This window comes from Halomonas sp. FeN2, assembly GCF_020595105.1.
Classification (GTDB): Bacteria; Pseudomonadota; Gammaproteobacteria; order Pseudomonadales; family Halomonadaceae; genus Vreelandella; species Vreelandella neptunia.
Window position 1 is genome coordinate 1,114,247 of the sequence record NZ_CP074200.1, and the last position, 14,829, is coordinate 1,129,075.

Here is a 14,829-nt window from a genome sequence, read left to right on the forward strand (position 1 = left end):
CCTGGCAAGCTAAGCAGGTGCCGGGGAGCGGCGAACATTGGCCAGCAACGGGCTGCCGGTATCTGGGTCGGTGAGCAACGTGCACTCCACTTGATAGAGCGTTCGCACCAGGTCAGGCGTAACCACCGTAGCCGGAGCCCCAGCCGCGATAATCTGACCTTCGCGCATGGCGATGAGATGGTCAGCGTAGCGGCAGGCGCTGGCAAGATCGTGCAGCACCATCACCACGGTACGGCCGTGGTGGGCAAGATGTTTCACCAGCTCGAACACTTCTATCTGGTGGCCCAGATCCAGCGCTGAGGTGGGTTCATCCAGCAACAGCAGCGGGGTTTGTTGGGCGATGGTCATGGCGATCCAAGCGCGCTGCCGCTGGCCGCCGGAAAGCGCATCAATCGGTCTGTCAGCGAGTTGCTCAAGCCCTGCCGCCGCTAGCGCGTGCTGCACCACGCGCTGGTCTTCTGCTGACCACTGGCGCAGCCAGCCTTGGTGGGGCTGGCGGCCAAAGCGAATCAGCTCAGTCACAGTGAGCCCCTCCGGTGCGACGGCCTCCTGGGGCAGTAGCGCCAGTTGAGTGGCCAACTGACGCGTGGGCAGGCGCTGAATATCGGCGCCATCTAGTAACACGGCACCGCTATCGGGTTTGTGTAAACGAGCAAGCCCGGCCAACAACGTCGATTTTCCGCAGCCGTTAGGGCCCACAATGGCAGTCACTTGGCCGCTGGGCAGGGTGATATCCAAGCCATCGATCACCTGCCGGGTGCCATAACTCATGCCGAGCGACTGCGTGGCAAGAGAAGGCATGGTAGATGTTGGAGATTGGCTCATGTGAAGCTCCGTTGCGGACGCATTAATATCCAAAGTAACCAGGGCCCGCCGACCACGGCGGTAACGATACCCACCGGAATCTCGATCGGCGCCAGCAGCGTACGCCCAGCCAGGTCGGCGAGCACCATGACCAACGCCCCCGCTAACGTTGCCGCCAAAACAGGCACGCTACGAGAGCTCGACATTGACCGGGCAATCTCCGGGCCAATCAGCCCCACCATGCCTACCGGCCCGGCAACGGCGACCGCCAAGCCAGTCAACGCGACGGACAGCAGCAGCACTTCCAACCGGCGCCGCTTAACGTTCACGCCTAGCCCGCTAGCGGTGGCATCCTTGAAACGCAGTAGCGTTAGCGAACGGGCTAACGCCATGGCAGTGGCCAGCCCTAACGTCAACCCGAGCATGAGTAATTGCAGTGCGCCGCTGGGGCGGGCATTGAGCGAACCCACTGTCCATGGGTAAGCAGCATTGGCGGTATCAATGGCGACTCGTGCCAGCATCAATTGCGTTATCGCGCCAAACACCGCGCCCACGCCAATCCCCGCCACGATAAAGCGATACCCCTGGGTGCCGTTACCCGCGGCGAGCCCGAAGGTGAGTACCGCTGCGGTGGTTGCCCCGGCTAACGCCATGGCAGGCGGCGCGATGGAAACGCCAAGGCCTACGATGGAGGCCACTGCAAACGTTGTCGCGCCATTATCAATGCCGATAATACCCGGCGTCGCCAAGCGATTGCGGGCCAGGGTTTGCATCAGAATGCCTGCTAACGCGAAGGCCGCCCCGGTACTAGCGGCGGCGGCCAAACGCGGCAAGCGTAGCTCCTGCACTACAAAGCTCGCCATCATATCTGCATTGCCAAACAGCGCCTGCAGCACTGCCATAGGGGCGACCTTAACGCTGCCCAAGCTTAGGTAAATAACGCTGGCGAGCAGTAGTGCGCTGAACAGACCCAGGTTAACGGCTACCGCACGCTGCTCAAACAACAGGCTGTTCGTACCGTTCCCGCTTCGCCAAGCGAATCGCCAGTAACCTTGCGGTGGCGGTACGTTGTTATTGCCGTCCGCGCGGAACTGGTCTTCCGAAGAGAAAGGCATAGACGAGCTTTTTATCGGCGTGGTTTTCATGAGCGAATTCATAGCATCGGTAGGCGGCGCGCACGTACGACCGCTATCAGTACGGGTGCGCCGCACAGCGCCGTGAGTACGCCCAACGGTAGTTCCGATGGAGCGACCACCACCCGAGAGATGATATCGGCCGCGAGGACGATCAGCGGCCCGATGGGCAGGCAAAACCATAGCGTGCGACGAATATCAGGCCCGGCAAAGGCCCGTGCCACAAACGGCACCACCAACCCAACAAAGGCGATGGGCCCGGCGATGGCGGTGGCAGCACCCACCAACAGCGCCACGCAGGCGATGACCAACCAACGAATGAGGTTGGGGTGATGCCCCAAACCAGAGGCCACTCGTTCGCCTAGCGCCAGGGCGGCTAACGGCCGAGCAAGCAGCGCAACCATCACTGACGCGACCAGCATGCTGGGCAGCACGGCAAGTAGGTCATCCAAGCGGCGGCCTGCCAAGCTGCCAATCACCCAAAAGCGAATTTCATCAGCGGCACGCTGGTCGTAAAGCAGTATCAATGAGGTTAAAGACGCCAGCAGGCCAGAGAACGCAGCCCCAGCAAGCACGAGCCGGATAGGATCGTTACCCACACCGCGAAAGCGCGCCACGCTCAACACACACACACAGCCCACCAGCGCACCTAACTGCGCGACTGAAATGCGTAACGTGGCGGCGCTGGCACCCAGCACTAAGGCCAGCGCCACGGCAAACGCCGCCCCCGCACTAACCCCTAAAAGCCCTGGTTCAGCCAACGGGTTGCGTGCCACCGCTTGCAACAGGGCGCCAGCGACACCTAGCGCCATACCCACGACAATACCAATTAAGGTGCGCGGTGCGCGCAGCTCCCAAACGATAAACTGCGCTTCGCTGTCCTGAACACCGCTCAGTAGCGCCAGAGCCCGACCCGGGCCAATGCTACCTGCGCCGATTAATAAACTAACGAGACTCACCGCCATAAGGGCGGTGAGTAATAGCAGCATTAGCGTACGGGGAGTAGCACGCCTAACGTTAGGCGTTGCAAAACGTGGAACCGTCACGGCAACAGCGCTGCCTCTATATCGTCAAGAATCGCCTGGGCGGCCAACGGGCCATTGGCGCTTGTCCATAGCTGGCCATCCACCGGCACTACGTGGTCTTGCTGTACTACGTTTAGGCGCTTAAAGGCGCTGCTTTGCATGGCTGCGTCCACCGCCGCTTGACCATCTTCGTTGAGCGTTGCCAGGAACAGCCAATCGCCGTCCACTTGGGAAAGGTTTTCCAGGCTGAGCACATCGCTATGCACGCCGCGCTCGCCCACTAGGCCAGCGTCCTGAACATCCAGCCCTGCTTGGGCTAACAAACCTGCAGAAAAAAGGTTTTCCGACATCACCATGGGGCCACCGGGCATCCAACGCACCAAGAAGGCGCTACCACCAACCCCGGCCTCTTCCACTGCCTTAGCGACCTCGGCGGCGCGCTGTTCAACGGCCTCAATCGCTTCTGCAATGGCGGCCTGGCGATTAAGCGCTTCGCCATAAAGGCGGGCTTCTGCTTTCCAGTTATCCGGCGCAAGTGGCTGAGTGGGTGGCACCACCGTAGGCGCAATACGTGACAGCAGTTGATACTGCTCATCAGAGAGCTGGGCGGGGGCCAAAATCAGATCCGGCTGCTGCGCCAGCACGGCCTCGATATTGATCTCGCGCACCACGCCCATAATCGCCGGCGGGTGTTCACCAAGATGCGCTTCAATGTAGCTTGCCACGTTGTCGCCACCACGCGTCGTCACGGCTCCTAGCGGGTTTACGCCTGCCGCTACGGCAGCGTCCAAAGCGCCTTCGTAGAGTGTTACGACGCGCTCTGGGGTTCCCTCAACGTCTACGTCGCCAAAGGCGGTTTCCAGCGTGCGCGCTTGCGCAGTGCCAGCCACAAAAATACTTAGCAATATACCGACCATACCTAAACGCCCGCTCTTGGCGAGGATGGCGGCCATTGATGTCGTTTTAACCAGCATAAGTTTCTCTCAATATGTTGCCTTGGCATTAATAATAACGATTCTCAAAAGCGCTTGCACTACTATTCCATCGAATGGCGTGTTCCGTTTCCTGCAACTCCTCCACCCTTTCACTGTTTCAGTATGCGCAACGCAACGTTCCTCAATCATTCCCTCGCGTTTGGGAACTTTTCTTTTTAGACTCCCGCCTTTATTTGATAATTAATATCATTGGCTAATAATTATCGTAACCAAGAGGGAATGACATGCCACGCTTTACTCGCTCTGTTCTGGCTAGCGCCGTCACGCTTGCTGTTTCAGCAGGCACAGCCACCGCTCAAGAAGAGCAACAGCTGGACAATATCGTTGTTTCGGCCAGCGGGTTTGAACAGGCGATGGTCGATGCCCCCGCCAGCATTTCGGTGATCGCCCGCGAGGAGCTTTCGCGCCAACGGGTTACCAGTATTGCCGATGCCCTGCGCAACGTTGAGGGAGTGGATGTCGGCGGCTCAGTGGGCAAAACCGGTGGTAGCAACATTAGTATCCGTGGCATGCCCAGCGACTACACGCTGATCCTGATTGACGGCCGCCGCCAGAATACTGCCGGTAGCGTGACGCCCAACGGCTTTGGCGAAACGTCCACCAGTTTCTTTCCGCCCATTTCCAGCATTGAGCGTATTGAAGTTATCCGTGGGCCGATGTCGACACTGTATGGCTCTGACGCCATGGGCGGGGTAATCAACATTATTACCCGCCGGATTGGCCGCGAGTGGACTGGCTCTATCGGGGTCGAAAACACCTTTAACGAAGATCGCGATTTTGGCGATCGTCGCGAGATCAACCTGTATACCAGTGGCCCTTTGGTAGAAGATACCCTTGGCCTTCAACTGCGCGGGCGGGTTTATGAGCGCGATGCTTCTGAACTCACCTACACCGACGGTGACGGCAACCCTATCGAGGTTAGCCAGCGCGGCCCCAGCCCGGTGGAAGGCGATACCTACAACATCGGCGGCAAGCTAACCTGGACGCCCTCTGATAGCCATGACCTGTGGCTGGATGGTGAAGTCAATCGTCAGCGCTATAACAACGACGAGTGCCAGCTAGGCACCCTGGATGGACGCACCCGCAGCTGCGCGCCCGACCCTGGCAGCGCCACCGGCTATTCGGATGAACTCCGTTTTGAGCGCGAGCAAATTGCCATTGGCCACACCGGACGTTTTGCCTCGGGTACGTTGGAATCCAGCCTGATGCGCAATACCACCGAAACCAAAGGGCGCACGATTCCTGGTGATGTGGGCGTCGCTTACGAAGGCTTTCCCAGCATTGTCGGCGGTGCGCCGCGGGAGCTGGAAACCACCAATACTGTGCTCGACAGCAAATTCATCATGCCGCTGGGTAATCACATGACCACGCTGGGCCTGCAGTGGTGGGATGCGGAGCTTGACGACGGCTTGGCCGGTGAGACCTTTGCCCAAACCACCTGGTCGCTGTTTGCTGAAGATGAGTGGATGCTGCGGGACGATTTAGCCCTGACCCTAGGCGGCCGTTATGATCACCACGACGCCTTTGGCAGCCAGTTCAGCCCGCGCGGCTATTTGGTGTGGAACACGACGCCCAACTGGACATTAAAAGGTGGCGTGAGCCGCGGCTATAAAACGCCCACGCTTAATGACTTGCACGATGGCATCAACGGCGTCACCGGCCAAGGCACCGTGCTGACCATTGGTAACCCGGATCTTGAACCGGAAACCAGCACTAGTAGCGAGATCGGCGCCCATTACGATAACCAGCAAGGCTTTACCGCCAGCGCTACGCTGTTCCACAACCAGTTTGACGACAAGATTGCCAGCGGCAGCGATATCCTGGTAGAAAACGATCCGCTGATTCCTGACGGCCTGTATAGCCAGGATATCAACATCGATGAAGCGATCACCCAAGGGGTTGAGTTCTCTACCAGCTACCAGTTCGCCCCCGATTGGCGCGTTAACGCTAACTACACCTATACCGATAGCGAACAGAAGAGTGGCGATAACGAGGGTGAGCCGCTGACGGATACCCCCGAACACGCCATCAACGCCACCCTGCGCTGGCAGGCAACGGCAAAGCTGGACACCTGGCTCTCCGCTGAGTACCGCAGCGAACGCTACCGTAACCGCGAAAGCGTTCGCGGCGCACCTTCTTTTGATGACCTGGGCGACTTTAAAGCCTATTCACTATTTCACTTAGGCGGGAATTACGCGTTCACCGATCATCTTAATCTGAGCGCGACGATCTATAACCTGTTTGACAAAGACTTTGTCGACTACCGCGCCTACGGCGATGGCACCCGCTTTGGCAATGTATACGCCAACAGCGAAGAAGGCCGCCGACTGTGGCTGTCCGCCCGCTACGAGTTCTAATCGGTTTCAGCTCGCTACTGTTTCAATGCTGACTTCTGCCCCGGCCATGCGCTGGGGCTTTTTTTGTTTACCTCCCTCACATTTCCTAACAGCCAAAAAAAGCGGCCATCGCTGGATAGCCGCTGCTGTACTGCGTTTATAACGGGAACCTAGCGTTTAGAAAGCTACGTTGAGTCCTAACCAAACCCGGCGGCCATCTTCCACATAGCCGTACTCATCGTAGTCAATCGCTTCGTCGAACAGGTTGTAGATACCCGCGTTCAGTTGCGTCGATTCATTTAGCTGGTAGCCAATACCTGCATCTACAAAGGTGTAGGAAGGAGCCACAATGGAACTGCTCGAAGGGCCGGTAGTCGGTTGGCTCTCTTCGCCGCGGTAAGTGACTTTTGTCCATTGACTCAACTTGGCAGAGACTTGCCAATCTAACGAGGCGGATACCTGGTGCTTAGGCAGCTGTGTTAACGGCTCGCCGGCATACTCACCGCTTTTTTGCTCGCTATCGGTATAGGTGTAGCTAGCCGTTAGCTCAACGGTATCGGTTAACGGCGCAGCCACACTCGCCTCTACGCCTTGAGTCACCGCTTCATCAACGTTAACGCGATAAGTCGGGTCGCTGCCAAACTGGTTAGCGCCATCCGTACAGATATCGATGGGGCAAGCTATTCGGGTAATTTTATCGTCAAAGTCGTTATGGAACAGCGTGACGCTGCCGCTTAATCCACTTTCGTTGGCGTAAAGCAGGGCTAGCTCTTTATTGAGCGAGGTCTCTGGCTCAAGGTCAGGATTACCGTAAATATTGCCACCGCGACTGACCTGCCCCCAGTCAGGGGTGATCTCGCGCAGGTTAGGCGCCCGATAACCGGTTGAAACGCCGCCTTTCAACGTCCAGTCAGGCGTCATATTCCACACGCTATAAAGACGTGGACTTAAATGACTACCGTAGTTGTCGTCATCATCAACACGTAAACCGCCGGTCAATGCCCAGGAATCGGTAAGCATCCATTCATCTTCAACAAAAATTGCCCATTGGCTATTCTCAATCTCACTACGATCAGAGTCAGGCAGTCTGTTCGTTGTACTATCTTCAAGCGACTCTTCCTCGTAGTTAGCGCCTAGCGTCAACATATGCATGCCTAGCGGAATAACAGCGCTGGTTTTGGCGGTAGTGTTGGTGATTTCAATATCCCGCGATTTATTTTCGCTGCGCTCACGTTGCAGGTAGGTTTCGCTGGTACCCCAATCGAAGCGACCACTGTGGGTCACAGCGACATGCTGGTGGGTGAACTCATTAAAACTATCGGAGCAGCCGCCGCGACAGCCCTCGGATGGCGCCGAGTTGCCCATCAGTGATTCGCGCTCCTGCTCGGTAATACCCGCCTCAAAAGTGAAGTCATGGTTATCAGTCGCCGCAAAACTCAGCCGTGCAGTAAGACTTTGCAGGCTTTTATCTTCATAGCCGTTGAGGATATTGTCTTCATCGCGCTGCGAGGCACGGCCATAGAGCTGAAGTCCTAAACGATCCCCTACCAGCGGGCCGCTCAGGTAAAAGTTGGCTTGGCGGCTATCGCCGGAGTCGCTGTTTTCCTGAAGTACGGTGTCGAGTTGCACATTACCGTGCCACTCCTGCGCAACCTTGCGGGTAATCACGTTAATGACCCCGCCGATGGCATCGGAGCCGTAAAGCGTCGACATTGGCCCACGCACTACTTCAATGCGCTCGATAGCCTGTAGCGGCGGCAGCCAGTCTTGCTCAAACCCGGCGCTACCATTGGGGCGGGACTCACGGGAATTCTGCGGGCGACCATCGACCAATATCAGGGTGTACTGGGAAGGCATACCACGAATGGAGATATCCTGGCCGTTATCCCCTCTCCCGCCGCCGGTGACAATCACACCGGGCACATCGCGCAGCGCATCGGTAACACTCTGATAGTGGCCTTGTTCCAACTCTTCCCGGGAAACCACGCTGATAGACGCGGGGGCATTGGTAATCTGCTGTTCAAAACCTGAAGCGGTTACCACCATATCGTCTAAGCGGGGCGCATCTTGTGCCCATAGAGCGCTACTAGCAAGCGAAGAGATGGCGCTGGCCAGCAGCGTACGGCGCAAACAGGGAGACATAACTTCGTCCTTCATAGTGTGTTAACAATATGTGTGAGAATTCGTCACATTAAATGCGAATTATTAGCATTAATATTTTTACACACTCTTTGCACACTGGGGTGAGACAGCACGTTCAACTCTACGGAACACAAATGCCTATTATTTTCATTCGCACCGAAAAATGGCACAATTAGCGTTCACCCTTTTCCGTGGGCCTGACCATGTATGACTTTGACGAACTTACCGCCTTTGCCGATGTGATGAGCACAGGCAGTTTGACTCGCAGCGCTCAAAAGCTCGGATTAGCCAAATCGACCCTTAGTCGCCGTATCAGCCAGCTAGAAACCCGGCTTAACCAGCCGCTGCTGCGCCGCCAGGCCAACCGCTTAATTCCTACCGAAGCAGGGCTGCTGTTTCACAACTACTGCACCGAGCTGTTGGCAATGGCGGCTCATAGCCAGGAGGCACTGGCAGAGCTGCGTGAGGAGATTAGCGGCGAAATAACCCTTGAGGTGCACGGCGCCCTGGCGCGCAGCTGGTTACCCGGTACGATTGATGCCTTCTTAAACCGCCACCCCAAGGTAGAGCTAACGCTACACACTAGAGAAACGCCCCCCACTAAAATGCACAGCAATAGCGTACATGTCTGGCTGGGGCCCACGCATGAGTGCGGGCTAAACCAGGAGCGCTTGGGGCATTTAACCCGCGGGCTTTATGCCAGCCCACACTATTTAGCGGCGGCTGGCACGCCTCAACACCCCGACGAACTGAACCAGCATGCCTGGATAGATCTGTTGGGCTCTGCCTCTGATGGGCTGCTGCTCACTCATCCAGAGCATGGCCAATACACCTTTAACCCGCCCCGTTCACGGCTGCGGGTAGACCTCACTGCCCTGCATATTGATGCCATCGCACGCAGCCAAGGGATTGGCTTACTCTCACACTGGTTAACCGCCAAGCGCGAACAACATCATCCAGGCGAACTGATTAACTGCCTCCCCGGCTGGGAGCCGGTGCCCCTGCCCATTACACTGCTCTACGCCTACGGGCACCAATCACGCCGCACCCACGCGCTGTTAGAGTTTTTACGTAGCCAGGTACCCGCACCGTGGAGCACGTCAACCGTCGCTGTTTAGGGTAATTCGAGTGTTTGCCTTGCCAGTTAGCCCGCTTATTAACGACAATAGGTGGCTAACGATTGCCAAGGACAGCCAATGCTTGCCGAACTTTTTGCCGTCATGGCGCCTGTGCTGGCGGGTGCAGGGCTCGGCTACCTGTGGGTACGCCTAGGCCATCCCTACCCGGTCGACTTTATCACCCGGCTAGTGTTTAACATCGGCACACCCTCACTGGTATTAGCATCTCTTGCGGGGGCCGATATCGATGCCACCACCTTTGGTCAGACGATGCTGGCCGCTGCACTGGTAATTATCACCATGGGGGCCGCTACTTTTGTGGTGGCAAAACTGTTGCGCCGCAGTTGGCGAGTGCTGCTTGCCCCCATGATGTACCCCAACACTGGTAATATGGGTTTACCGGTGGTGCTCTACGCCTTTGGTAGCGCCGGGTTTGCCTACGGCATCACGGTGATGGTGACCGTATCGCTGTTTCAGTTCACCTTAGGCGCAGTGCTTAATAGCCAAGGCAATCCCCTCAAAACCCTTGCTAAAACGCCCACGGTGTACGCCATTGCAATTTCCATGGTGCTGCTTCTGACGGACACTTCCCTGCCGCCCTGGTTGGCGAATACGGTAGACTTAATGTCGGGGTTCACGGTACCGCTCATGCTTATTACCCTGGGCGTATCGCTGGCCAGCATTCAGGTGAAAAACCTGCGTTCAGGGCTCGGATTTAGCCTGGTGCGTTTGCCTCTCGCTGCCGTGGTCGCCTGGCTGATCGCTGGCTGGGTGGGCCTTCCGCCACTGGCACAGAACATTTTAGTGCTTCAAATGTGTATGCCGGTGGCGGTATTCAATTATCTCTTTGCTCAGCGGGCCCAGCGCGAACCCGTTTATGTCGCCAGCTTGGTCTTCTGCTCAACGTTGTTAGCGCTGTTTTACCTACCCGCGCTGCTAGCCCTGCTGATGTAATAGTGGAACCCACACGTGGCTAAAGGGTCACTGCTAGACTACTGGCAAGGATGCCAACGATTATCGTCACCAGAGGGCACGCTATGCTTTACATGAACAAGAGCAACCATACCCAACGCCCGCTGACCCCAGCGGTTTGTGCAGGGATCAGTGGGCTAGTGCTGGCGGGCGCTATTAACATGGCAAATGCGGAAGTCGTCCAGGAATCGCTGAAAACCGACCATTTAAACCTTTCCATTGAGCGTATCGCCGATGGTTTTGAGCACCCTTGGGCGGTGGCTTTTTTACCCAATGGCCGCTACTTGGTGAGCGAACGCAGCGGGCAATTGAAACTTGTCGACCCCGAAAGCGGTGAAGCCAGTACGCTGGAAGGCATGCCAGAAGTGAGCAATCAGGGCCAGGGCGGTTTGCTAGACGTAGCGTTACACCCTGATTTTGAAGGCGTAAATGGCGAGGGTGATAACGACTGGATCTATTTCACCTGGAGCAAACCCGAAGGCAATAACAGCCGTTCAGCGTTATCACGAGTAAAATGGCAGGATGGCAAGCTAGGTGAGGTCGAGCACTTATTTGAGCAGGATCGCGCCTCAGGGCCGGGTCGCCACTACGGCTCGCGATTGGCATGGCTGCCCGACGGCACTCTGCTAATGAGTATTGGTGACCGCGGCAGTGAACCAACCCGCGCCCAGGCAAGCGATGACCACGCGGGCTCTACCCTGCGCCTTACCGCTACTGGTGGCGTTCCCGATGACAACCCCTTTGTCGGTGATGATACTACCCTGGATGAAATTTACTCCATGGGTAATCGCAATATTCAAGGCATGACCGTGCTCAGTAACGGCGAAGCCTGGGCGTCAGAGCATGGCCCACGCACCGGCGACGAGCTGAATCATATCGAAGCGGGCAATAATTATGGCTGGCCAAAGGTCAGCCAGGGCAATGACTATGCAACCAACGAGCCGATTGGCGAAGATTCGCTCCCCGGCATGGTTGACCCCGTGTATGTATTTGAAGGCCGCTTCGCCCCCGCCGGGCTTGCCGAAGTGACTAGCGACGCCTTTGGTGAGTGGCAAGGCAACTTATTAGCCGGGGGGCTAGGTAGCGAGAAGCTGTTGCGCCTGCGCTTGGAAGAGGGCCGTGTCGCCGAAGAAGAGCTGATTTTACAAGGCGAAGTGGGTCGCATTCGCGATGTTCGCCAAGGCCCTGATGACGCCATTTACTTACTCACTGACGACCCTCAGGGCGGTTTGTACCGTTTAGCGCCAACGAATCAGTAGCGCTTAAATTTACTGGCTGATACTAAAACGTATTCAAACCACCATGGATACCCCATGCGACTACGCAATTTGATTATTTTGACGGTGATTGTGCCGCTGTTTGTCATCCTGGTGGTTTTTAGCTTAGTGGCGATCAAGTCGCTCGAAGATAACGTACGCTCAAAGCTACAAACGGAAGTGGAGATTATTACCCGTACGCTGAGCTCGTCGCTCAGCTATGCGGTTACGCCAGATAGCAACACGCCGCTTGAAGAAGCGCTACAGTCGGCGTTCTCCTTCCATCGAATTTACGGCGCCTATGTATTTGATACAGAAGGGCGCGATATTTACGGACTCGGTCTCGGCAAAGATATTTTCAGCCGTGAAGAGATTCAACAAATCATCGAGCGCGATGATTTATATAGCAACTATCGCCAGCACGATGGGTGGAATTACTACTCTGCGTTGACACCCTTGCGCTCACAAGATGGCACTGTATATGGGGTACTACAGGTTAATCGGCTAAATACCGGCATTGAGAACTATACGGGTTTTATCAGCGTGGTCGCCGTACTGGTGTTTGTAATTGGCGCCGCCGGGATCGTGTTTAGTATTTGGTGGGGGTTCCGCCGCCATATTGAGCGCCCGCTGAACCGGTTGCTGCACGTAATGCAGCTGGTTGAAAAAGGTGACCGAAGCCAACGCGCCACCGAAGACGGCCCTATCGAATATCGCCATCTCGCCTCCGGTTTGAATGGCATGCTGGATGCAATGGCCGAGAAAGACCAAGAGATCGAAAATCGCCAGCGGCGCGAAATTGAGCTTGAAAAGCGCCTGCGCAAGTCGAAAAAGCTGGCTGAACTGGGCGTATTGGCAGCCGGCGTTGCCCATGAGATAGGTGCGCCGCTAACGGTGATCAATGGTCAGGCCCAGCGTTTGGCTCGCCGCGATGTTATTGGCGATGACGAACGCGCACGGCTAGGGCGTATTCGTGGCGAAGTCGAGCGCATCGTTGAAATTGTGCGCCAGTTGATGGAGTTAGGCCGTCAACATAACGTAGAGAAAGGCGAACTGGCGCTTGATCAGCTTATTATGAATGCCCGCGATTTGGTTGAAGACGAGCTGGAGCCACGCAATATTCGTTTAGACATTGAATTACCGTCGCCGACACCCAACTTACTCGCCAACGGCCAACAAATTGTACAGGTGCTGACGAACTTGCTGCGTAATGCTGCGCAAGCCCCCGAAGTGAGCAGAGTTCGAGTTCGCGCCCAACAGCAAGATCACGAATTAATACTATGGGTGGAAGATGATGGCCCTGGGATACCCAGCTCCCATCACCATAAAGTGTTCGACCCATTTTTCACCACCAAACCGGTCGGCCAAGGCAGCGGTTTGGGACTCTCTATGGTACATCGCATTATTAACGACCACGGCGGTACGATCGGCGTGTTTGACAGTGCCCTAGGCGGCGCTGGATTTGAAATTACGCTACCTACTAGTGAAACCGCATCCGCGTGAGGACAACGTTTGTGACCCAACAGGACCCCCTTTTACCTTTGTTGGTGGTGGAAGATGACGCCGCTATACGTGAGTTATTAGAAGAAGAGCTGCAGGATGCAGGCTACACAACGCTCGGCGTACCCAGCGCTGAAGAGGCGATCGCCTTACTTAGCCACACCACCGTCTCACTGGTAATTACCGATGTGCGCTTGCCGGGCATGACCGGTATTCAGCTGCTTCAGCAGCTCCGCCAAGCAGGCAGTGAGCTGGGTATTATTGTGATTACCGCTTTCGGCACCATCGACCAGGCGGTTGAGGCACTTAAGCTAGGGGCTGACGACTTTTTAACCAAGCCGTTAGACCTTGATGCCATCCGTGATGCCGTATTTCGTGTCCTTGAACGCCAACGATTGGCGGTTTTCCACGACACGGATATCAGTCACTTCCACGGCATTGTGGGTAAAAGCCAGGTCATGCAGACATTGTTTCATGACGCTTCCCGCCTTGCCAAAAGCGATGCCCCTATTCTGATCTTAGGGGAAAGCGGCACCGGCAAAGAGCTACTTGCTCGCGCCATTCACCAGGAAAGCCCGCGCCATGACCAGCCCTTTGTACCGGTTAACTGTGCGAGCATTCCGGCGGATTTGATGGAAAGTGAGTTCTTTGGCCATGTAAAAGGGGCCTTTACCGGTGCTAATGAAGCGCGCAAAGGGCTCTTCCACAGTGCTCAGGGCGGCAGCCTGTTTTTAGATGAGATTGGTGAAATGCCCATCAATCTGCAGGCTAAATTACTGCGTGCTTTACAGGAAAAGACCGTACGCCCCGTAGGCGGGGAGCGTGAAGAGCCGGTGGATGTACGCATCATCGCTGCCACTCACCGCAACCTGGAGAAAGAGATCGAGCAGGAGAACTTCCGCAGCGATTTATTCTACCGTTTGGAAACCTTCTCTCTGCGCATCCCACCGCTGCGCGAACGCGGCACCGATATCGAACACCTTGTGTTTGCACTTATCGACAAGCATGCCGAGGCACAGGGCAAACAGATAGAGCAAATTGAACCCGAAGCGCTCAACAACCTGCTCAACTACGCTTACCCCGGTAACGTTCGCGAACTGGAAAACGCTATTATGCGAGCCGTCACCCTAAGCGAAGATGGCTCGCTCAGCTATAAAGATCTGCCCGAACGGCTGCGCGAGCAATCAGCGGTGGAAACCGGTACGCCTTTAGTGCCTGCCGTCAGCGGCGAAGTGCTGGCGGGAGGTCAAATGCCAACCCCGCCACCGATCCGCTGGCCCAGTTTAGAAGAAGTCGAAAAGCGCTATATTAACAAAGTGTTAGAAGCTACGGGTGGCAACAAGCGGCGCACTGCTGAGGTGCTGGGGATTGCTCGTCGGACGCTCTATCGTCGCCTGGAAGATAATGAAGAGTAACCGCTACGGCACGGCAGATCGCGAAACTAAACACGTTAGCTAAAAGTAGGTAAAAAAAACCCCCGCGGGCGCGGGGGCGTAAAGGATGGTAAATCGTGTGGAGCAGCCGCAGGGAACAAACAGCTGGGTCGAT

11 protein-coding genes are annotated in these 14,829 nt (G+C 56.3%); 6 read left to right on the forward strand and 5 right to left on the reverse strand.

Annotation, left to right across the window (positions count from 1 at the left end; translation table 11 throughout):
* Nucleotides 1-9: 9 nt before the first annotated feature.
* The 4 genes from KF947_RS05225 to KF947_RS05240 are packed head-to-tail and all read right to left on the reverse strand — an operon-like array spanning nucleotide 10 to nucleotide 3,936.
* The gene (locus tag KF947_RS05225; protein ID WP_133729925.1) at nucleotides 10-825 is read right to left on the reverse strand and encodes an ABC transporter ATP-binding protein; all 816 of its coding nucleotides are present in this window, start codon (nucleotides 823-825) and stop codon (nucleotides 10-12) included.
* Nucleotides 822-1,919: a FecCD family ABC transporter permease gene (locus KF947_RS05230; RefSeq protein ID WP_413614127.1), complete on the reverse strand. Its 1,098-nt coding sequence runs from the start codon at nucleotides 1,917-1,919 to the stop codon at nucleotides 822-824. The genes KF947_RS05225 and KF947_RS05230 overlap by 4 nt, the downstream gene beginning before the upstream one ends.
* A 38-nt stretch (nucleotides 1,920-1,957) precedes the next feature.
* Nucleotides 1,958-2,926, reverse strand: a complete 969-nt coding sequence (locus KF947_RS05235; protein ID WP_133730217.1) for a FecCD family ABC transporter permease — start codon at nucleotides 2,924-2,926, stop codon at nucleotides 1,958-1,960.
* Nucleotides 2,927-2,979: 53 nt separating this feature from the next.
* Nucleotides 2,980-3,936 (reverse strand): ABC transporter substrate-binding protein, encoded by a 957-nt coding sequence (locus tag KF947_RS05240; RefSeq protein WP_227405659.1) that lies wholly within the window; start codon nucleotides 3,934-3,936, stop codon nucleotides 2,980-2,982.
* 245 nt (nucleotides 3,937-4,181) lie between these two features.
* Here KF947_RS05240 and KF947_RS05245 point away from each other — a divergent pair, with 245 nt between their 5' ends.
* Nucleotides 4,182-6,314, forward strand: coding sequence for a TonB-dependent receptor domain-containing protein (locus KF947_RS05245; RefSeq protein WP_227405660.1), 2,133 nt, complete (start codon nucleotides 4,182-4,184; stop codon nucleotides 6,312-6,314).
* A gap of 156 nt (nucleotides 6,315-6,470) precedes the next feature.
* On the opposite strand, the gene KF947_RS05250 is transcribed toward KF947_RS05245, so the two are convergent.
* A complete protein-coding gene (locus tag KF947_RS05250; protein ID WP_227405661.1) occupies nucleotides 6,471-8,435 on the reverse strand; it encodes a ligand-gated channel protein in 1,965 nt (654 codons plus the stop codon).
* Between the two features lie 203 nt (nucleotides 8,436-8,638).
* Between KF947_RS05250 and KF947_RS05255 the strand changes: the two genes are divergently transcribed.
* From KF947_RS05255 to KF947_RS05275, 5 genes are all read left to right on the forward strand, one after another.
* Nucleotides 8,639-9,553, forward strand: a complete 915-nt coding sequence (locus tag KF947_RS05255; RefSeq protein ID WP_223288013.1) for a LysR family transcriptional regulator — start codon at nucleotides 8,639-8,641, stop codon at nucleotides 9,551-9,553.
* Nucleotides 9,554-9,631: 78 nt separating this feature from the next.
* A complete protein-coding gene (locus KF947_RS05260; RefSeq protein WP_227405662.1) occupies nucleotides 9,632-10,507 on the forward strand; it encodes an AEC family transporter in 876 nt (291 codons plus the stop codon).
* Nucleotides 10,508-10,599: 92 nt separating this feature from the next.
* Entirely contained in the window at nucleotides 10,600-11,784 is a 1,185-nt protein-coding gene (locus tag KF947_RS05265; protein ID WP_227405663.1) for a PQQ-dependent sugar dehydrogenase, read from the forward strand.
* A 54-nt stretch (nucleotides 11,785-11,838) separates the two neighbouring features.
* On the forward strand, nucleotides 11,839-13,284 hold the full coding sequence (locus tag KF947_RS05270; RefSeq protein WP_227405664.1) for an ATP-binding protein: 1,446 nt from the start codon (nucleotides 11,839-11,841) through the stop codon (nucleotides 13,282-13,284).
* An 11-nt stretch (nucleotides 13,285-13,295) separates the two neighbouring features.
* The gene (locus KF947_RS05275) at nucleotides 13,296-14,696 is read left to right on the forward strand and encodes a sigma-54-dependent transcriptional regulator (protein ID WP_223288016.1); all 1,401 of its coding nucleotides are present in this window, start codon (nucleotides 13,296-13,298) and stop codon (nucleotides 14,694-14,696) included.
* Nucleotides 14,697-14,829: the final 133 nt, after the last annotated feature.

Bases quoted from the DNA above. Each gene is read 5' to 3' on its own strand.
- KF947_RS05225 (WP_133729925.1), bottom strand. From the start codon at position 825: ATGAGCCAATCTCCAACATCTACCATGCCTTCTCTTGCCACGCAGTCG.
- KF947_RS05230 (WP_413614127.1), bottom strand. From the start codon at position 1,919: ATGCCTTTCTCTTCGGAAGACCAGTTCCGCGCGGACGGCAATAACAAC.
- KF947_RS05235 (WP_133730217.1), bottom strand. From the start codon at position 2,926: ATGCTGCTATTACTCACCGCCCTTATGGCGGTGAGTCTCGTTAGTTTA.
- KF947_RS05240 (WP_227405659.1), bottom strand. From the start codon at position 3,936: ATGCTGGTTAAAACGACATCAATGGCCGCCATCCTCGCCAAGAGCGGG.
- KF947_RS05245 (WP_227405660.1), top strand. From the start codon at position 4,182: ATGCCACGCTTTACTCGCTCTGTTCTGGCTAGCGCCGTCACGCTTGCT.
- KF947_RS05250 (WP_227405661.1), bottom strand. From the start codon at position 8,435: ATGTCTCCCTGTTTGCGCCGTACGCTGCTGGCCAGCGCCATCTCTTCG.
- KF947_RS05255 (WP_223288013.1), top strand. From the start codon at position 8,639: ATGTATGACTTTGACGAACTTACCGCCTTTGCCGATGTGATGAGCACA.
- KF947_RS05260 (WP_227405662.1), top strand. From the start codon at position 9,632: ATGCTTGCCGAACTTTTTGCCGTCATGGCGCCTGTGCTGGCGGGTGCA.
- KF947_RS05265 (WP_227405663.1), top strand. From the start codon at position 10,600: ATGAACAAGAGCAACCATACCCAACGCCCGCTGACCCCAGCGGTTTGT.
- KF947_RS05270 (WP_227405664.1), top strand. From the start codon at position 11,839: ATGCGACTACGCAATTTGATTATTTTGACGGTGATTGTGCCGCTGTTT.